This window comes from Flavobacteriales bacterium (assembly GCA_020635795.1).
GTDB lineage: Bacteria > Bacteroidota > Bacteroidia > Flavobacteriales_E > Vicingaceae > Vicingus.
The window spans coordinates 217,810-237,871 of sequence record JACJZD010000003.1; the positions used below are offsets into that span (position 1 = coordinate 217,810).

At 31.6% G+C, this 20,062-nt stretch carries 17 protein-coding genes and 1 other RNA gene; 9 read left to right on the forward strand and 9 right to left on the reverse strand.

What is annotated here, in order from left to right; translation table 11 throughout:
* Positions 1 to 54: 54 nt before the first annotated feature.
* A complete protein-coding gene (locus H6589_10090) occupies positions 55 to 1,032 on the reverse strand; it encodes a pyruvate dehydrogenase complex E1 component subunit beta (GenBank protein MCB9174948.1) in 978 nt (325 codons plus the stop codon).
* Positions 1,033 to 1,118: 86 nt separating this feature from the next.
* Between H6589_10090 and H6589_10095 the strand changes: the two genes are divergently transcribed.
* Together H6589_10095 and H6589_10100 are read left to right on the forward strand one after the other, a co-directional pair.
* Positions 1,119 to 2,057: a GNAT family N-acetyltransferase gene (locus H6589_10095; GenBank protein MCB9174949.1), complete on the forward strand. Its 939-nt coding sequence runs from the start codon at positions 1,119 to 1,121 to the stop codon at positions 2,055 to 2,057.
* Positions 2,058 to 2,082: 25 nt separating this feature from the next.
* Positions 2,083 to 2,991: a polysaccharide deacetylase family protein gene (locus tag H6589_10100; protein MCB9174950.1), complete on the forward strand. Its 909-nt coding sequence runs from the start codon at positions 2,083 to 2,085 to the stop codon at positions 2,989 to 2,991.
* Here H6589_10100 and H6589_10105 read toward each other — a convergent pair.
* Positions 2,981 to 4,192 carry an alanine dehydrogenase gene (locus H6589_10105; protein ID MCB9174951.1) on the reverse strand — a complete coding sequence of 404 codons (1,212 nt, stop codon included), beginning with the start codon at positions 4,190 to 4,192 and terminating at the stop codon, positions 2,981 to 2,983. The genes H6589_10100 and H6589_10105 overlap by 11 nt on opposite strands.
* Before the next feature lie 89 nt (positions 4,193 to 4,281).
* Between H6589_10105 and ssrA the strand changes: the two genes are divergently transcribed.
* Together ssrA and H6589_10115 are read left to right on the forward strand one after the other, a co-directional pair.
* Positions 4,282 to 4,683: a transfer-messenger RNA gene (gene ssrA / locus H6589_10110) on the forward strand.
* 111 nt (positions 4,684 to 4,794) lie between these two features.
* Positions 4,795 to 5,895: a T9SS type A sorting domain-containing protein gene (locus H6589_10115; GenBank protein MCB9174952.1), complete on the forward strand. Its 1,101-nt coding sequence runs from the start codon at positions 4,795 to 4,797 to the stop codon at positions 5,893 to 5,895.
* Here H6589_10115 and H6589_10120 read toward each other — a convergent pair.
* On the reverse strand, positions 5,885 to 7,606 hold the full coding sequence (locus H6589_10120) for a M23 family metallopeptidase (GenBank protein ID MCB9174953.1): 1,722 nt from the start codon (positions 7,604 to 7,606) through the stop codon (positions 5,885 to 5,887). The two genes, H6589_10115 and H6589_10120, sit on opposite strands and share 11 nt — an antisense overlap.
* A gap of 157 nt (positions 7,607 to 7,763) precedes the next feature.
* On the opposite strand from H6589_10120, the gene H6589_10125 reads away from it, so the two are divergent.
* From H6589_10125 to rny, 3 genes are all read left to right on the forward strand, one after another.
* Complete coding sequence (locus H6589_10125; GenBank protein MCB9174954.1) at positions 7,764 to 8,048, forward strand: hypothetical protein; 285 nt, start codon at positions 7,764 to 7,766, stop codon at positions 8,046 to 8,048.
* A gap of 11 nt (positions 8,049 to 8,059) precedes the next feature.
* The gene (locus tag H6589_10130) at positions 8,060 to 8,344 is read left to right on the forward strand and encodes a cell division protein ZapA (GenBank protein MCB9174955.1); all 285 of its coding nucleotides are present in this window, start codon (positions 8,060 to 8,062) and stop codon (positions 8,342 to 8,344) included.
* 379 nt (positions 8,345 to 8,723) lie between these two features.
* A complete protein-coding gene (gene rny, locus H6589_10135) occupies positions 8,724 to 10,265 on the forward strand; it encodes a ribonuclease Y (protein MCB9174956.1) in 1,542 nt (513 codons plus the stop codon).
* 41 nt (positions 10,266 to 10,306) lie between these two features.
* Here the strand turns inward: rny and H6589_10140 are convergent, their stop codons facing one another.
* Positions 10,307 to 11,086 carry an FkbM family methyltransferase gene (locus H6589_10140; protein ID MCB9174957.1) on the reverse strand — a complete coding sequence of 260 codons (780 nt, stop codon included), beginning with the start codon at positions 11,084 to 11,086 and terminating at the stop codon, positions 10,307 to 10,309.
* Positions 11,087 to 11,159: 73 nt separating this feature from the next.
* Between H6589_10140 and H6589_10145 the strand changes: the two genes are divergently transcribed.
* The gene (locus tag H6589_10145) at positions 11,160 to 12,029 is read left to right on the forward strand and encodes a sulfotransferase domain-containing protein (GenBank protein ID MCB9174958.1); all 870 of its coding nucleotides are present in this window, start codon (positions 11,160 to 11,162) and stop codon (positions 12,027 to 12,029) included.
* Between the two features lie 20 nt (positions 12,030 to 12,049).
* Here the strand turns inward: H6589_10145 and H6589_10150 are convergent, their stop codons facing one another.
* Genes H6589_10150 through H6589_10170 form a run of 5 tightly spaced genes read right to left on the reverse strand, consistent with a single transcriptional unit; the run spans position 12,050 to position 19,363 of the window.
* Positions 12,050 to 12,700, reverse strand: a complete 651-nt coding sequence (locus tag H6589_10150) for an ABC transporter ATP-binding protein (GenBank protein MCB9174959.1) — start codon at positions 12,698 to 12,700, stop codon at positions 12,050 to 12,052.
* Between the two features lie 10 nt (positions 12,701 to 12,710).
* The gene (locus H6589_10155) at positions 12,711 to 14,117 is read right to left on the reverse strand and encodes a response regulator (GenBank protein ID MCB9174960.1); all 1,407 of its coding nucleotides are present in this window, start codon (positions 14,115 to 14,117) and stop codon (positions 12,711 to 12,713) included.
* A gap of 2 nt (positions 14,118 to 14,119) precedes the next feature.
* On the reverse strand, positions 14,120 to 16,243 hold the full coding sequence (locus H6589_10160) for a GHKL domain-containing protein (GenBank protein ID MCB9174961.1): 2,124 nt from the start codon (positions 16,241 to 16,243) through the stop codon (positions 14,120 to 14,122).
* An 8-nt stretch (positions 16,244 to 16,251) separates the two neighbouring features.
* Positions 16,252 to 17,025, reverse strand: a complete 774-nt coding sequence (locus H6589_10165; GenBank protein ID MCB9174962.1) for a hypothetical protein — start codon at positions 17,023 to 17,025, stop codon at positions 16,252 to 16,254.
* A complete protein-coding gene (locus H6589_10170; protein MCB9174963.1) occupies positions 17,018 to 19,363 on the reverse strand; it encodes an Rv1355c family protein in 2,346 nt (781 codons plus the stop codon). Before H6589_10170 ends, H6589_10165 begins: the two co-directional genes overlap by 8 nt.
* Before the next feature lie 179 nt (positions 19,364 to 19,542).
* Between H6589_10170 and H6589_10175 the strand changes: the two genes are divergently transcribed.
* Positions 19,543 to 20,019, forward strand: coding sequence for a response regulator (locus H6589_10175; protein ID MCB9174964.1), 477 nt, complete (start codon positions 19,543 to 19,545; stop codon positions 20,017 to 20,019).
* Positions 20,020 to 20,062: the final 43 nt, after the last annotated feature.

The window sequence follows — 20,062 nt, forward strand, 5'->3', positions numbered from 1 at the left end:
CGAGCCTGTCATCCTTTATTAATAGGTATTTAATAGAAAAATACTTTTATATGTTTATTTGTACATTACTTGTTTAACTGCTTTTATGATTTTATCCACATTAGGTAGATAAGCTTCAATTAATGGTACAGAAAAACTCATCGGTACATCTGCTCCAGTAACTCTTGCAACAGGTGCATCTAAATAATCAAAAGCTTCTTTTTGAACTTTATAAGTAACTTCAGAAGCAAAACAACCCAAAGGCCATGATTCTTCAACAAAAACCAAGCGATTTGTCTTTTTTACTGATTCTATTATGGTTTTATAATCAATTGGGCGTAAACTTCTCAAATCGATCACTTCAGCATTAATACCTTCCTTAGCTAGTTCTTCTGCAGCAGTTTTTACCAACTTCATCATTTTACCAAAACCAGCAATAGTAACATCAGTACCTTGTTTTACTACATCCGCAACTCCTATTGGAATAATGTATTCACCATCAGGAACCAAACCTTTATCGCCGTACATTTGTTCCGATTCCATAAAAATTACTGGGTCATTGTCTCTAATTGCAGCTTTTAATAACCCTTTAGCATCTGCTGGTGTTGAAGGTTGTATTACTTTTAATCCTGGACAGTTAGCATACCAATTAGAAAAATCTTGAGAATGGGTTGCTCCTAATTGTCCTGCAGAACCTGTTCCACCTCTGAATACAATAGGAATATTTAATTGCCCACCAGACATGTTATACATTTTAGCAGCGTTGTTTACAATTTGATCAATAGCCACTAGTGAAAAATTCCAAGTCATAAATTCTACTATTGGTCTCATACCGTTCATTGCAGCACCAACAGCAATACCTGTAAATCCATTTTCAGCAATAGGCGTATCAATAATTCTTTTCGGACCAAATTCGTCTAACATACCCTTACTAACTTTGTAAGCTCCATTATATTCAGCCACTTCTTCACCCATTAAAACAATAGAATTGTCTTTTCTCATTTCCTCACACATGGCTTCATTAAGTGCTTCTCTAAATTGAATTTCTCTCATAGCTAAAATGTTTTACGCGTCAAAATTATAAAATAAATGCAGTTTTTTAAGGTTTTTAATTTTTAAAGCTATTTTTGAATAATAATATGGATACCAATAAACAGAAATATAAAAAGGTTTGTGAAGAGAATGATTCAGTTCCTTTTTTCTTGCACTACAATTGGTACAACACGTTGTTTTCTGAAAATGACTGGGGTGTTGTAGTTGAAGAACAAAATAATAAGGTGGTAGGATTTATACCTTATTATATAACAAAAAAAATGAAATTTAAGGTAATTGCCCCTCCAGCGTTAACTCCTTATCAGGGTGTTTGGTTAAATTATAACAGTGAACAAAAATATACTAACCGCTTAAGTTTTGAGAAAAAGGTGATGACTTCGTTAATTAATCAGTTACCAAAGATGGATGCTTTTAAACAAAAGTTTTACCCTGAAGTTACCAATTGGTTGCCTTTTTATTGGAAAGGATTTTCTCAAACTACTCGTTATACTTATGTATTAGACGAACTAAGTGATTTAGATAGTTTGTTTACGGAGTTTAGAGAGAATATCCGTAGAGAAATTAGAAAAGCAGAGAAGAGTTTAATGATTGAATCTTTATCGAGTGCGGATGAATTATATGAACTAAAAGTAAAAACATACTTAGAGCAAAAAGATAATTACCCATTTTCGTTATCGTTATTAAAAAAAGTTTTTGGGTATTGTTTAAAATACAATTGTGGAGAGTTGCTTGCAGCCAAAGATAAAGATGGGAATGTCCATTCAATCATTTTATATGTTTGGGACAAACATTGTGCATATTATTTGCACGGCGTAACTAATTCTGATTTTAAAACCACAGGTTCAATGAGTTTATTGTTATGGGAAGCTATTAAGCGTTCATCATCAAAAACAAAAACATTTAATTTTGAAGGAAGTATGATTGAACCCATAGAACGTTATTTTAGGGCGTTTGGAGGTAAACAAACTCCTTACTTTGAAGTTTCTAAAACATCATCGCAACTATTAAAACTGTTGAATTATTAAATCAATTGCTTTACATATTTCAAGTTTGGGGTCAAGGTTTTTTAGCCAAAAACAGTTGATTGGGCTTACAGGTGAGAAACTAATCTTACCTTTTTATCACGCAGTAAGTGATAACCCTGCGGCTCATCTGGTTCATTTATATGAAGCTCGTTCGGTTGTTGATTTTGAAAATGATTTAGATTATTTATTACAACACTTTAAGCCAATTAGTCTGCAAGAATTAATTGTATTAAAGAAAAACGGAGAAGGACTTAAAGAACCTTGTTTTCATATTACTTTTGACGATGGGCTTAGAGAAGTTTACGATGTAGTTGTTCCTATTTTAATAAAAAGAAAAATACCGGCTACTTTTTTTATAAACACCGATTTTATTGATAATAAAAAGCTTTTTTATCGCTTTAAGGCTAGTGTTTTAACTGAGCAAATAGCTGCTAATGGAATGTTAGATTTAAATTGTAATGAGGAAAACGATATTGATGGTTTTGCTAAAACAATAGGGTGTAGCTTTGAAGATTATTTAGAAAAAGAAAAACCTTACTTAACCGCAAGCCAAATCCATGAATTGATAAAGAAAGGATTTACTATTGGTGCACACAGTAAAAATCATCCCATGTATAAGTTGATAACTGAAAAAGAGCAAATCGAGCAAACATTAGGAAGTTTGGAGGTGTTAAAACAACAGTTTCATCTTGATTATTCGGTTTTTTCATTTCCTTTTACAGATGATGGAGTAGGACAACTTTTTTTTAAAACAATACAATCAAAAGTTGATTTAACTTTTGGTAGTGCGGGGCTTAAAAAAGATACGGTTGAATTTAATCTTCAACGCATACCAATGGAACATTCAGCTTCGGCTGAAGAGTTGATTAAAATACAATACTTTTATTGTTTGCTGAAAAAACTAGTAGGTAAAAATAAGGTTGTTAGACTTTAACTTCTCCATTTACGTAATCACGCAAGTATTCGAAGCGTGGCATTAAATTCCCGTTTTTACAAATGGTAGCACGTTCAATAACTTGTTCTTTATCATCAATTAGGTGAGGTAAAATTTTATCAATAAACTCTCTCCCAAAATCTTTCGATGCATCAATAGGAAGTTCGCAAGGCAAATTATCAACCGCCATAACGGTTATGCAGTTATCATCATTGTAATTTACTTCAGTTTCTGTAATTGGGTTGTAACCATATATTGGGTTAGCAATAGTAGATGCTCTTAATGTGCAAGCTACAGGTCCATCGATATCACAACTAATATCTCCTACAACTTTTATCCTCACATCAGGAGATTTTGCATCTTCTTTAGAGAAAATATAGGGAGAACCTTTTGCCCAAAAATGACCTGACATATACATGTCGGCTACTTTAGCATATTGTAAAAAATTCGATTCAAAACCCGAAGCATCAGCAAAAAATTCTGCAACCGTAAACGGTTTGTTGTCAATTCTTTTGTTGTAATCTTCAGGGAATAGTTGAGTAAAAACAGGAGTGTTAAAGGTTTTGGTTAAGAAATCGTTTGAATTTACCTTTTGTATATTAAGCACTTCTAATATTTCAAGAATACCAGTTGCAACACGACCACCACCTGTAATAACTATTTTATAATCTTGAGGTAAAATAACTTTAGTAAGTTCCGAAAGCATTTCTGCTTTATCCTTACAGTCGTGAGCTTTTTTTAAATTAAAAGTTCCCATTCGTTTACCGTAGGCAGAAAATGTATTGTAACAACCAACAATTCCAGCATATCGTCCAAAACCTATTAGTCTATGATAGTTTTTATCTACAAGCGTTTCATAATCAACCATAGTAATGTTTTTGTTCAACATTTCAATGAGTAATTTACGGTTGTAAGCTTGTTTTTTTATGGTGTGAGAAAAGTAAAAATAAGTCTTGTTTGCAATTAATTCGTTTACAGGAACTTCTTTAATTCCCATTAAAATGTCACAATCAGTTACATCATCAACCAATTCAACTCCTTGGTTTTGATAGTCGATATCTTTTATTCTTCGAACATTACTTTTTTGAACAACAACCTTTAAATTTGGGTAATTATCATTTATAAATTTACATTGAGATGGAGAAAATGGAACGCGTTCGTCAGGCGGATTTTTTCCTTCTCGTATTACACCAATTTTAATCATTTGCATTTGTTTGCCTGCAAATTTATGAAAATGCATGATATTTGCTAAGAAATAATAGTAATTTCGTTGTGTTCTTTGAAAATTTTGGGGTCGTTTTTGGTTTTGACTGCAAGATGAAGTGGTAAGTAAGCATGTCGAGCATTGTGAGTTGGCTCGTAAAAATTGGCTCTCAAATCGCTAACTGGCGAAAATAACTATGCAATGGCTGCATAATCTCGACCAAGTCGGATTATCTTAATACCAACTCTTAGAGGGTTGGCACCATTTACCTCACAACTGTTCTGTTTGTTAACGGTTGTATCAGAGGTATCAAAATTTCAAACTAGTTGATAAATTGCCTTGATTTATTAGCGAAACTAAAGAGGCTTAAGCTTAAAGTTGGTGGCTTTTATCCTGCTTTAAGTCTAACAATTAAGTAAAAGCTAAACATGAAGAAAGCTTATTAGTTCCTTGTTTGGACGAGGGTTCGAATCCCTCCGACTCCACTTTTTTTCAAATTTTCTGTTAATCCTGTTAAATTCTTTAAGTTTAAATTATTTATAACTAGCTCTTATTGAGATAGTAATAAATTATTGTACATTTGGTAAAAAATGTATGTTATGAGAATTTCTACCTTATTTGTTGGTTGTTTTTTTGCAGTAAATTGTGCAAATGCACAAATTACAATTACTTCGGCAGATATGCCTGTTGTTAACGATACGATTAGGCTAAGTGTTACCAGTAATATTCAAGGACAAAACCCTGCATTAACTGGAGCAAATTATGTTTGGGATTATTCCATGTTAACTCCAAATTCGCAAAAAATAGATACTTTTTTTTCAGTTACATCAACCCCTGTAGCTTATCAGTTCTATTTTAATAATAGTGTATTGTATGCTAGTCATAAAGCTAGTTTTGCAAAACGAGGGCAAGATTTTGTTATGCCTCCAATAGTACCAATACCGCTAAGTATTACTGAGGTGTTTAATTTTTCTAAAAACTCTACATCAAAATTTGAAAATGTTGGTTTTGGTTCTAAAATTAGTGGAATACCATCCTCTACACGTAACTTACCTATTGATATTGAATATGAATTTCCTTTAAACTATAGCGATTCTAATTTTTCTAGTTCTAAATTTTTAGTTACAATACCTACTTTGGCTGCTTATGGTCAGTCAATGGATAGAAGTTCTGTTGTTGATGGATGGGGTTCGTTAACTACACCATTGGGTACTTTTAATGTGTTGCGCGTAAAATCGGTGTTAAATAAAGTAGATACATTTTATTTAGACACTTTAGGTTTTGGAACAAATTTTAGTAGACCTACAGAAATTGAATACAAATGGTTGGCTAATGGTATGAGTGTGCCTTTATTAAAAGTTGTAACAACAGCAGGTGTTGTTTCATCAATACAGTATAGAGATATTTATAGAATTGTTGGAGTTGAAGAATATAAAAATATTGAAGATGTAATGGTGTATCCAAACCCAACAAATGGAATGGTAAACATAATGTTTAGTGCAATTAAATCGAGTAAGTTGAACTATACTGTTAAAGATGTTTCAGGGAAAGCAGTGTTAACGAATACTGTTAATACTCAAATTGGTAATAATAACTTTATTATAGATTTGGCAAAACAAAACATAGGTAGAGGAGTTTATTTTGTTGAATTAAAAGTTGATAACGAAGTAATTACTCAAAAAATTATTTTTAGCGAATAAACGAAGCTTCAACGGTTTTCACATTTCCTACAAAATCGGTAACCTCAAGTTTGAAATGGTGTGTACCTGACGGTAAATTATCAAATTCGTGTTCTAGTCTGGCTCGTTTAGCATCGTAATCCATCAATACCCATTTACCATCAATTTCGGCTCTGTAGGTTTTAATTCCACTTAGGTTGTCAGATATAGTAGCTACAATAGAAGAGTTACGCGACATATCTTTTCCAGCAAAGATGTTTGCCAAATTTACAACAGGAGGAATGGTGTCTAGCATAACCGAAAATCCGCCCATAATTTTTGATTTTGCTGTTAAATAATTGTTTCTCCATTCTCCACCTCTCGAATACATTACATTATTATGGTCGTAATTTACGATTACTGCTTTTTTACGTTGTTCCTCTGAAATACGAGCAACTTTTATTGAAACTTCAATGTAATCATGAATTGGTGTATAATCGTTATGGATTTGGTAAATAGGTGTTAGTGTGTTGCTTTTTGCTGGTTTTTCTTGGTATTGTAAATGTAAATCGTTGTATAAAACTCCTTTTGGGAAATTAACAACAATGTTTTGTTTATCTAAAATGTTATGGTCAGCATATTTAAAAATGGTATCTATTTTTGGTTTTATTGTAGCAACGGTTATTCCTTCTGGTTTTGATCCAATAATATTAAATGCTAACATTGAAGTGTTTTTATTAATATCTCCAACCATGTAATTTACCGACCTAGTTTCTTTATCTGAAATAGTTATTGTACCATTGTTTTTTTGTTCTTTAAATATGGTTAAAGGGTTGTTTGGTTCGATACAGCTTTTTTGGAAACGAGATTTCTTATTTAAATAAATATCGTAATCAATAAGTGAGTTTAATGCTCGCGAATGGTCAAAACTAAATGATGATAATTCGGATTTAAAAATTAGTTCGTTATTGTCGAACAACATGATGCTGTAAACACCATTTTGGTTTGAGGCACCCGATTGTTGGTCATAAGCATTAATTCCAAATCCGATTTGACCATAAGCTGTAATAATGACATTATTATTCAAGTGATATGTTCCGTTACCTCCTGTAACCGAAAACTCTTGAGTAGCATTTCTATTGTTTACAAAACTAGTATCGTTTAAGGGAAAAACAGTAATACTTTTAATTACAGGCTTCACCTCGTCTTTTACTTCAAAATCAAATAAAAGGGGATTTACTGCATATTCAGAAATGGTTTCTCTAATCTCAAAATGTAAATGAGGGCCACCAGAACTTCCAGAATTTCCTGATAAAGCTATAATGTCACCTTTTTTAACTATTAAAGCGGTATCTGGCGGATAAAAATCCATTTCAAAGGTTTCGTTGTCGTATTGATATTTTTTAATGTAATCAGCTATTTTGCCTTTAAAGCGTTGAAGATGAGCATACGAAGAGGTGTATCCGTTAGGGTGTGTGATGTAAATTATTTTACCGTATCCTATGGGCATAATTTTAATTCGAGAAACAAAACCATCGGCAATTGCATAAACATTTTTGCCTTCTACACCTTGTGTTTTAATATCTAAACCCGAATGAAAATGGTTGTTCCGTAGCTCTCCAAAATTTCCTGAAAGTAATATCGGAATATCTAAAGGAGACCTGAAATAGTTTTTTGGATATTTTTCAGGGTTTTGAGCAAAACCAATTAATACGATGAGTTGAATTAGAAAAAGACTGAAAAATTTAATCATTAAAAAGGTTTTGGATGGTTTGAAAACGTTCTGGTACAAAACTAGTACCATGTTTACAACGAAAACATAAATTTTAAAAATAATATTCACAAATGTTGTGTTTAAAAATATTACATTTGTAGAGGTTGAATTTTTTTAATGATTTAACAATTAATTAATGAAAGATTTATCTGTTTTAGTAAGTGGTCTTAGAAAAAAAGCTGAGTTGGTGATTGAAAAACACCGAGCCATTACTGAAAAAAATAAACAACTTTCTGCAGAAATTGTTCAATTAAACGAAAAATTGAATCAAAAAAACCAACAACTATCGGAATTAGAAGACAGAGTTAAAGTATTGAAGATTTCGAAAAGTGTTGAAAGTGAAAGTACCAAAGATGTGAAGTTGAAAATAAACGAAATGGTACGGGAGATAGATAAATGTATTGCTCAAATAAACAAATAGTTGAACCCTAAATGGGAGATTTGTCGATAAAAATAAAAATTGCAAACCGAGTTTATCCTTTAACGATTAACGCTAAAGAGGAGGAAGGAGTTAGAAAAGTAGCAGATGAAATAAACAAATCAATAGCAGAATATGAGAAATTATATGCTGTAAAAGATTATCAAGATTTATTGGCTATGGTTGCACTAAAATTGGTATCGACCAATTATCAAAAACAACAAACGGTTGTTGATGGTGACTCAAATTTAGAAGAAAGCTTACTTCAAATTGAACAGCTTTTTGATAACTATTTGTAACGTTCTTTAAATAAATTAGCAATATTATCGAGAATTATTATTGATGATTAAAGGTTAGCGTTATGTATGTTAAAAAACAGATAACATTAACTAATAACAAACAACAAATAAAAAAATTCCCGTACAACACTTTGTTTGATAAACTAACACTTTACTTAGTTGGAACAATGCTCATAAGCTAACGAAAACAGGCCCCTTGTAACCCCTTTATGGGAATTCACTTTTGTGGACGCGGGAAGTTTGAACATGCTTGGCGGTTCCATTAAATTTTTTCTTGGGTTTATCCAAGCCACTATTGTACGGGTTTTTTTTATGCCCATACCTAAGTAAAGTAGAGTATTCAAGTTCCATTAGTAAATAATTAAAAAATTAACTAACAATGGATGTATTAAGTATTTTAATCGGGTTAATTATTGGAGCTGTAATAGCTGCAGTAATTACCATCATCATCTATAAAAAGGGCATAGATAAGAAAAGCCAGCAGATTATAGAAGATGCAAAAGCTGAAGGAGAAGTTCAGAAAAAAGAAAAGTTACTTCAGGCTAAAGAAAAGTTCTTACAGTTAAAAGAAGAACATGAAAAAGTAATTACCGAAAGGGAAAGAAAAATCAACGACTTAGAAAATCGTGCAAAACAAAAAAATGACGCAGCTTCTAAACAAATAGAAGATGTAAAAAGAAAAGAAAGCGAGTTAGATAAGATTAGAGAAAACCTAACACATCAATTAGAAGTTATTGAAAATAAAGAAGCTGAAATTGATAAATCTCACCGTAAACAAGTAGAGCAATTACAAGTAATTTCTGGATTAAGTGCAGAGGATGCAAAAACGCAATTAATGGAAGCATTAAAAGCTGAAGCTAGAACTGATGCTATGGCTCACATCAAAGACATCATGGATGAAGCCAAAATTAATGCAAACAAAGAGGCTCGTAAAATTGTTGTGCAAACCATTCAGCGTGTGGCTACCGAACAAGCAGTTGAGAATTCTGTGTCTGTATTTAACATCGAAAGTGATGAAATTAAAGGTAGAATTATCGGTCGTGAGGGAAGAAACATTAGAGCTTTAGAAGCTGCAACTGGTGTGGAAATTATTGTTGATGATACTCCAGAGGCAATTATTCTTTCTTGTTTTGACCCTGTTAGACGTGAAATAGCTCGTTTATCATTACATCAATTGGTAACAGATGGTAGAATTCACCCCGCAAGAATTGAGGAGGTTGTAAACAAAACAAAAAAACAACTTGAAGAAGAAATTATTGAAGTAGGTAAAAGAACTTGTATTGACTTAGGAATTCATGGCTTACATCCTGAATTAATTAGAATGGTAGGTAGAATGAAATATCGTTCTTCTTACGGACAAAACTTATTGCAACACTCTAGAGAGGTGGCTAATCTTTGTGCTACAATGGCATCTGAACTTGGTTTAAATGCTAAATTAGCTAAACGAGCAGGTTTGTTACACGATATTGGAAAGGTGCCAGATGATGATCCAGAATTGCCACATGCTATTTTGGGTATGAAGTTGGCTGAGAAGTACAACGAAAAACCAGATATCTGTAATGCTATTGGTGCTCACCACGATGAAATTGAAATGACAACGATTATTTCTCCAATTGTTCAGGTTTGTGATGCTATTTCTGGTGCTCGTCCAGGTGCTCGTAGAGAAATCATGGAATCGTACATTAAACGAATAAAAGATTTAGAAAACATTGGCATGTCTTATCCAGGTGTAGAACAAGCTTATGCTATTCAAGCTGGTAGAGAATTGAGAGTTATTGTAGAGAGTGGTAAAGTAACAGATGCAGAAGCAGATACGTTGTCGTTTGACTTGGCTCAAAAAATTCAAACCGAAATGACTTATCCAGGTCAGGTTAAGGTAACCGTAATTAGAGAGAAGAGAGCCGTGAATTACGCTAAATAAAATTTTATTGTAGAGACAGATAATTATCTGTCTCTACTTTTTTATGAATAGGATTGATACCATTTGGTCTTCTTACATCCTTTATAAGCCATAATTAAACCGTAATTATCTTTATTATAAATCCAGTTTCTATTAATTAATGTTCTTACAATAAAACCCCACCAAAAGAATTGATGCATTCTTTTAAACTTACAAGTAAAACCGAGGCTGTTCAAATAATTTAAAATTAACTTATAATCTTGTTCACCATTAATGGTTCCACTTTCATCGTAACGACCAGCAATAATAGTTAAAGAAATATTTTTCGCTTTTTTTAATAAATTTTCAGAACCAAGTAATGTGTCGTATTCAGCACCATTGCATGTTAAGTTGATGTGTGATATTTTTTCAATATCAAGTTTTAAATCTGAGACGATATTATCAATAGTATCAATTTCAACAGTTATTTCGTGTTCTTCATAATCAGCAGAACTGTCAATGGCGATGTTACCAAGTTGATTCCAGCTACTAATTTTACCCAATAAAAAATTGCTTTGCCCCTTTTTGGAAAAAGTGCCTTTTTGGATGGTGATGATATTCAAATTATTTTGCTCAATAATTTTATTTGCAAAGGAATGATTTCGTGGGTCAGGGTCAATTCCGATAACTTTTCCTGTTGCAGCAACTCTTCTATGTAATTCAAACAAATCAGAAGATACAGCAGAAGTCATATCAAACCCAACTTGAATAGCTGTTTCTCCAACTTTTAGGTTCGGAAATTTTAAAACGGCATCAATTTTTGAAAAGTTTTTAAAAAAAATGAGTTTGAGTTGTTTTAGCATTCGTTTGATTTTATTCAAAAATAGAATTATTAAATCAAAATATTATAAAACTTATATTTGAAGAAAAAACCAAGTGTTAGTAAACAATATCATTATAGGGGCAGGAAGGTCAGGGACAACCTCGTTGGTTGGGTATTTAAAGCAGCATCCTGATGTTAATTTTTCTACAATTAAAGAAGTTACCTATTTTTCTGTTGAAGAACATTTTAAAAGAGGACATGAGTATTTTCACTCTTTCTTTGAAAATAGAAAAGGAATGCTTAGCACATCAGATACATACTTATTGATGGATGCAGCTGCTCCCGAAAAAATTCAAAAGTATAATCCAGCTATCAAACTAATTGTAATTCTTAGAGAACCTGCAAAACGAACATTTTCTAACTTCCAGTATTCTATTAACAATGGTTACATTCCAGAAAGTACTTCTTTTATTGAGAGTGAGGCATTAGAATCAGGTTACCTCAAAACCAAGGATATTGTTTTTCAGAATAACCATTGTAATTTTTATGGTAGTTTATATCACCATCATTTAACTAATTGGTTAAAGTATTTTAAAAAAGAACAGCTATTTATTTGCACTACAAATGAATTGAATAAATCTCCAAAAGAAACTTTAGATAAGTTGTTTGAATTTTTAGCGTTGAAACCATATGAGGTAACTCCTTTAATAGAAAAAAACAAAGCAGCTGGAGTTAAAAATAAAGGCTTGAATAATTTTTTAGTAGATAGAGATAATTGGCTTCGTAGGTTGATTAGAAAACCTTTGCAAATTGGTTTTGTGCGTAGTTTAATTTTTAAAACAGGAATAGTTGAGAAAATAAAAGATGTAAATAGGGTTGAGCAAGTATATAGAGAAATGACTCAAGAAGAAAAAGATTTTTGCGAAACTTATTTTGAAAATGATTTAGCGATGCTGAAGAAAGATTTTGGTATCGTATGGTAGAGATAGATGAATATCCGATTCTACAAAATATTTCCGTCTTTCATTACCAGTTTTTGGTCAGCCATATTTGCTAACTCTTCATTATGAGTAACAATGATAAAGGTTTGATTAAATTCTGCTCTCAATTTAAAAAACAATTCATGTAAATCTTTAGCAGAGGCTGAATCTAAATTTCCTGAAGGTTCGTCGGCGAGAATAACGGATGGATTGTTTATTAAAGCTCTACAAACTGCAACACGCTGTTGTTCCCCTCCCGAAAGTTCTGATGGCTTATGATGTAATCGTTCTTTAAGTCCTAAAGAAGTTAATAGTTCTGTAGCTCTTTTTTCTGCTTCCGATTTTGGTGTTTTGTGAATAAATGCTGGTATGCAAACATTTTCTAGGGCAGTAAATTCAGGTAACAAATGATGAAATTGGAAAACAAAACCAATGTTTTTGTTTCTGAATAAAGAAAGTTCTTTATCCTTGAGACTTGAAACATCAATGTTGTTCAGTTTCAGGGTGCCTTCGTCAGGTTTATCTAGAGTTCCAATAATTTGTAATAGGGTTGATTTTCCTGCACCAGAAGCACCTACTATAGAAATTACTTTACCCTTTTCAATGGTTAAATTAACTCCCTTTAAAACTTCAAGTGAGCCATACGATTTATGAATGTTGTTTAGTTGAATCATCAACACAAAGTTAACCCTTTAGGTTGTAATTTTCGATGTTAACTTGTTCATTTATAAAAGGAATGTTAATGGTGAATTTAGTCCCATTTTTGTTGTTGCTAACTACTTTTATTGTTCCGTAGAACGATTTAACTCTTGAAACTATGTTGCTAATTCCCAGTCCTTTATTATAATTATTAATATCGAAGCCTATTCCATTATCTGTAAGTACTATATTTAATTGGTCGTCAATTAAACTAAAAGCAACATTGATTTCTGAACAATTTGCATGTTTTACTGCATTGTTTATAAATTCTTGAACAATTCTGTAAACGGAAACTTCAAGTTCCTTATCAGAAGTAAAGATATCATTTTTGAAAATTGCTACTATCTCAATGTTGTTACTAGGAAAATTTTCACACAAATTTAAAATAGCTTTTTGGATACCAAAACTCGAAAGCGATGGTGGTAAAATATCGTAACAAGTTTTTCGTAATTGTTGGATTGTAGCTAAAAGATTGTTTGAAATTTCTTCTAGTTGAGGTTTTTGTTTTTTACTAGCGTCTTCTACTAATTGATTAAGTTGAAATTTAATGCCTAGAAGGGTTTGTCCAATACCATCGTGTAAATCTCTAGAAATTCTTGCCCGCTCTTTGTCTTGAGAAATAATTGCCGTTTTTAACAACATTTGCTGCATGTTTGTTCTTTTGGTCACATCTCTAATTACTGCCTGATAACTCACTACATCACCATAGTTGTTACAAATTTTATTGGCAGATATTAAACAAATCTTTTTGTGTCTAACTTTAGGGCTAATCTTACATTCGTAGTTGTCGAGAATACCTTCCTCACATATTTTTTTTGTAATGAATTTTAGTTCCTCATCATTGTTAATATAGTCTGAAAAATATGAAAGTGTTAAGTTCAATTTTATCGTTTCAAACATTGCAATTGCTGCTCTATTAAAGTCTATAATTCTACCTTTTGAATCGAAAACTAATACTGCATCGCTACTTTCTGAAAAAACTTTCTGGTATTTATTTGCCAACTTATTGTTTTGTTCCCTCAAGTGATACAATTGATAAGCATTTTCGATAGTTACTTTTAATTCAAACTCATTCCAAGGTTTATTTATAAAACGATAAACTTCGCCTTTGTTTATAGCATCTTCAACGGCTTTTATATCGGAGTACCCAGTTAATAAAATACGAATAGGGTTAGGGTAGAGGTCAATAATAGATTCGAAAAACTCTACACCAGTCATATCTGGCATACGTTGATCTGATATAACCACTTCAATAGGTGTTTCATTTAAGATAGCTTTTGCTAAATCAATAGTTTCAGCAATATATACATCAAAAATTCTTCGGTAAGCTGATCTAAAAGCTAATAAATTATTTTTTTCATCATCAATATAAAGTACTTTAATTTTAGTCATAATTATTGTTTTTGATGTTTAGGTAAATTTAACGTAAAAATGGTTCCTTTGTTTTCTTCCGATTCAACTATTATTGTGCCTTGATGATTTTCAATGATTCGGTAAACAATGGATAATCCCAGTCCAGTTCCTTTGCCAACTTCTTTAGTAGTAAAGAAAGGGTCGAAAATTTTATTTTGGGTTTCTTTATTCATTCCAACTCCATTATCTTTTATAGAAACAGAAATATTATCATTTATTACTGATGTTGAAATTGTGATTGTCCCTTTTTCGTCTTGATTTTTTCTATCTCGAACTGCGTGTATAGCATTGTTGAGAATGTTTAAAAACACCTGATTTAGTTTGCCAGGGTAGCACTCTACTTTCGGTAACTCACCAAGTTCTTTCTTGATTTCTATGCCCTTATATTCGCTTTGTAGTAAAATTAATGTGGATTCAATACCTTCATTAATATCTGCCAACATTAAGTCACTTTCATCTAATCTTGAAAAATTTCTTAAACTACGTACAATTTCGGTGGTTCTATTTGCCCCGTTTTCAATACTTGAAATAATAGTTTCAAGTTCTTGGGTTAAAAAATGGTAATCTAACTCTTTTTTAAGTGTTTCAATTTCTTCTAATTTCTCATTTACATTGGTTGAATTAATTTCACTGTATTTGTTAATTATTGTTTTAAGGTCGTTAATGTCTTGTTTTAGAGGAGAAATATTCGACGAAACAAAATTGATGGGGTTATTTATTTCGTGAGCTACTCCAGCAGTAAGCTGCCCCAAAGAGGCCATTTTCTCAGCATCAACCAGTTGTGATTGGGTTTCTTTTAAGTTATTTAATGTAGTTTTTAACTCCAAAGTTCGTTCGGTTACTTTGTTTTCGAGCATTACATTTTGCTCTCTAACCAATGTTTCTTTTTCTTTAAGTGCTTGAAAAGCTTCTTTTTGAGAAATTTCTTTCTCTCTTTTATAATCATTTATTCGTGCTGCAAGTGCAAAAGAAAGTAATACGGTTTCTATTGCTGAACCAATTTGCATGGTGTATCGGGTAAAATTGTTGTAAGGTAAAATCTCTAAATCTTTTAGAATAAAGATAACTACCCCAATTAAGAAAACTGCCCAAGCAGCTAAAAAATATTTAGCAGGTTGATAGCCTTTTCTTACAATTAAAATTGCAGTAATTAGCATGTAAATAGAGACAACTCCGGCACATATCTCCATTATTTTTTGACTAATATCAAAAAGCCCAAGGAAGACTAATACAATTGGTATTAAATAAATTATTGAAAACACAAATGATAATTTGTAGAGGTTGGTACTAAAATACCTGACTTTTAAAAATACATTCATAAATATCATTGAGGTGATACCTACTAATGAAGGGAATATAAATAAGCTATATTTAGCAATAACAGGATATGAAGGCCATAAATATTGAAAAGGATATCCTTCTAAGCAGGTTTGGGTTAAAAGAACTAACAGTACGTACAAGACATAATAAATGTAACTCTTGTCTTTTACCGAAAAGTAGATAAACAAATTATAAAAAACCATAACAAGCATTATTCCTACATATAAACCAGAAAGAATATCTCTGTTTTTTATTTCGGAATAAATTGCTGATTGTGTTCCAATTTTTATTGGTAATTGAATAGATTCATTGCTCCTAATTTTTAAATAATATGTTTTTGTTTCTCCTTGTTGAATATTTATATCGAATAAATAATTTGGGTCTTTATATTTTCGAGTATTAAAATTAAATTCTTCTCCTGTTTTAACAATATCGAATTGATTTTCATTTTTAGGAGAATAGAATTCAATGAAATCTAAAATTGGTAGAGATATTTCAAGAAATAAATTCGGGGACTTAGTATTATTGGTGATAGTTGTTTTTAACCAAAATGCCGATTTTGAAAAACCAAGGTTTGGAACTTGACTTTTGGTCGGTAAAAATTCCTTTTGTATAACATCATTAATACTAAGGGAATTCTTTTTGTCTTCAAAAATTAGAAGTTTAGAACTAATATCAATAGACTCATCATTTTTATTTATTACGATGGTATTGTTTGAATATACTTTGAAGGAAGAATCAAAAAACAACAACAAGATAATAATATGTAAAAAATACGATTTCATTATTTAAATTACTTATAAGTTTTCTGAGTAATTTGTAAGTTATAATTGTCGTTGGTTAAAAAAGGACCTTCAGTTATTTTTAGATATTTTATATTATAATCAATTTCAATTGTTTTGTCAGCTAATTCTTCTTTCATGTTGATGTTTAATTTGTTTCTAATTAAAAGCATAATTTTTTTTTCTTCTCTTGAAGAATGTTTGAGTGTCACGGCATCTAATATTCCTATAACATTTGCAATATGCTCTTTTGTTGGATATGGGAAGTCACCATTTTCTCCTAAAGATTTGTCAACAACAAATCCAATTTCTCCAAATAATTTAAGTGTATGCCAACCGCAAATGCCAAGCATAATGTTAAATCCTAGTTGGTTTGATGAGGCAACAGAAGCCCTCATTAAATATCTTGCCATGCCAATACCTTTCATACGTTTCGCAGTCCATAAACCACACGATTCACTTATGCCGCCATTTAAAGCAAATTGTTTTACTTTATCGTAAATTCTGTTGTCCATATAACCAATAGCTGATTCAACTGGTAGTGGGTGAACTCCATCAGATATTTGTATCCGAACCCCGCCGACTAATTCATTAGTATCCAAGTCTTCTGCTACAGTACAATAGATGTAAGGATGTTTTGTCCATTCCCTATTATTGGTAGTAACATTGGTTATACCATAATCGGTTAAAACTTTCACATGACCTTCAATATACCTTTCGCATAATTCAGGCTCATCAATAGCTCTAAAAACAAATATTCTATATTTATGGTCTATACTATTCATACAACAAAACGTCTTCTACAGGTCTTCGCAATGGTTTTACTTTTGGCTCGTTAGCATAACTTAATCTAAACAAAAATATGTCAGTTTGGTTGTCCTTGATTTCACAAACGGTTTTAAGTTTTGCGTACAAAGTAATTATTTTGTCTTTTACATCTTCTAAATCAGTAAAATTATTGTCGGCAATACGTTCGGATAAAAATGTTGAAAGAGATAAGGGTTGAAAAGCGACTCCTTTATTTGTTGAGGCTAACCATACTTTTTGTATTGCTCTTCCGCCATCAAAATAGGCTTCAGGATATACTTTTGGCATTGTTATTAAACCTAATGCAGAGCACGAATCAATAGCTTTTCTGGACATTTTCCCAAATTCTTTTCCCAAACCCCATTTTTTGATATGTTTGGTTACGTTCCAGTTTCTGGCAACCATTAAACCTGCTCGCTCTGTTGGAGTAATGTCAAAGGTATTAATGTCTAATCCATCTTTTGTGTCTTCCACTTCTTTTTTATTCCAACGTATTTCATGCATAAATTGTGCATGACAGTTTTGATTGGTCATAATAATCCAATCAATTTCTTCAATAATTGCTTTTAATTCTTCAATTTTTTTTTCATCAGAAAATATTTTTAATTCAGCACCATTTACAGTTTTAATAAACTTTTGCAAATACGCTTCTACATCTGTTTTTAGGGGTTGTCTTTTGTCTAATGTTCTGTTTGTTATCCTTTTCGGAATGGCATCTACAAGTTCTTTAGAGTTAATCTCTTCAAGTTGTAAAGTGCTTTTAGAGGCATTTTTATAAAAAATAAACTCGGCGTAAACTTCACTGTTATAACCTAATGGAAATTTATTTAACTCAATACCTAACCCCATGTTTTGGGCAGTTAAAACAATGTTTTCTGCAGCAGCACCTAATCCCATAATAGAAGCAGTATCTCGATAGTTTAAAATTGAGGCTCCTCGTACAGTATCATGTAATAAGAGCAGTTTTTTATTTTTATAAATCCATTTCCATGGTTGAACATTTCCAGCTGTAGGTGCCATTATACCATTGTTGACAAGAGTTATAACTTCATTTTTACTTAATGCAATTGATTGTTCAGGTATAAGTTTTTTATTTGCAGCAGTTATAATCTCTTTATAATCTTCAATACTCGTTTTGGGTATATGGTTAATTTGTTCATTGTTGAATTTGTTTGCCGAAATATAATCTTCTACATCATCGTTAATCATGGTTTCTACATCTACAAAATATCTGCCTGAGTTATGGAATTGATTTAATAAAACCCTACGGCAAACATCAGTACAAATACCTCCGCCCATAACTACTCCAGATGCCAACTGTGGCCATGTGGTAATGGTTTCTTCAATTTCTAACATCGAAGCTTTTAATCGTTCCGATGAAGTTTCTAAACCTAACATGGGAAGCAAGTAAGGCACTTTTTCTTCGTTGGTTTTTGCTTGTTTTACTAGGGTTAAATCAAGATGATCAACAAGACCATGTAAAATGGGTAAATCATCATGCAAATCAAAGCGCTCAATATCTGTTGTGCCTCTGTCACTAGAATTCATAACAACAGGAATTTTAAATTCCTTTGCTTTTTGTCGTGCAAATATTTTGGTGCTTAACCCGTCACATACTTCAATACATAAATCCATTTTTTTTCCGTTGGGATAAAAGAACTCTCTCATGTTTTCTTCAGTTAATCCTTCCGACAAGCAAGTTACTTTTAAATAAGGGTCTATTTCAGCAATTTCACGAGCTACAACAACTGTTTTTTTAATGTTAAAATTGTGTACTCCTGTTTGAATTCTATTCAGATTTGATAATTCAATCACATCGAAATCGGCAATAATCAATTCTCCACAAATTCGTTCCATGGCTATAGTTAAAGCAATAGCTTTACCAACCGAGAGACCGATTACGCCTATCGTTTTTTTGCTCAAAAGTTCTTCTTCTTCGGGAGTTATTTTGTATTGGTTTCTATTGGTTCTAACTTCAACAAATTCTTCTTCACCCAACAGATGGATAATTTTATTGAGCCATGGATAATAAATCCAATTACCATACAATTCTGGCTTAATCCCATTTAAGTGTTCTGCAATTTTTTGTTCGAGTTGTTCGGGGGTAAATTTTATTTTTGGATGTTTTAATTTCACCAATTCTTGCAGTTGGCTTTTTATCTCATCTATAACTACAATATTTTTAGTTGAATCAATTAAGTTTTCAAAATCTTTTAAAGATTGCTCATCGTTTAAATTAAAAAATAGGGGTTTATGTTCCTCATTTTGAATAGGTATGAGTTTGGATTTTAATTTTGAAATTACAGATGAAACCATGCTCTGAGTAATTTAATAAGTTAGTAACTAAAATTAGTAAAAAAAATTAAACAAAAACCCTTGTGTTTGTTGAATTTGATAGGTGTTTATACTTAAATGTGGGTACGTATTTATACTTACTCATGTTTAGATAAAAATGGATATATTTGAAATGTTGTGAATCTAAAATTGACGAAAATATGGAGTCGAAACAATCAGAAAAGATTAGTGTGCTTTACATTGATGATGAAGTAGATAATTTAAACTCGTTTAAAGCAACCTTTAGACGAAATTTTGAAATATATACTGCAGAATCGGCCATAGAAGGTAAGAAAATATTGGAAGAAAATAACATAGAAATAGTGCTTTCTGACCAGCGAATGCCCGAAATGACTGGTGTTGAGTTTTTTGCTTCTTTAATTGAAGAACACAATGACTGTATGCGTATTTTGGTAACAGGTTATTCTGATATTAAGGCGGTTGTTGATGCAATAAACTTAGGACAAGTTTATCGTTATATATCTAAACCATGGGATAATGAAGACTTAAAAATTGTTATTGAACAAGCCTCAGAAGTTTATCGATTACGTAAGGATAACAAGAAGTTAATGGATACGATTATAAAGGTAAATAGTCAGTTGGAATTTATGTTGCGTCAAAAGTTAAGTTCGCTGTAAAACTTTATTTCAAACCTCTTTGAAATCAAAGCCAAAAAAATTA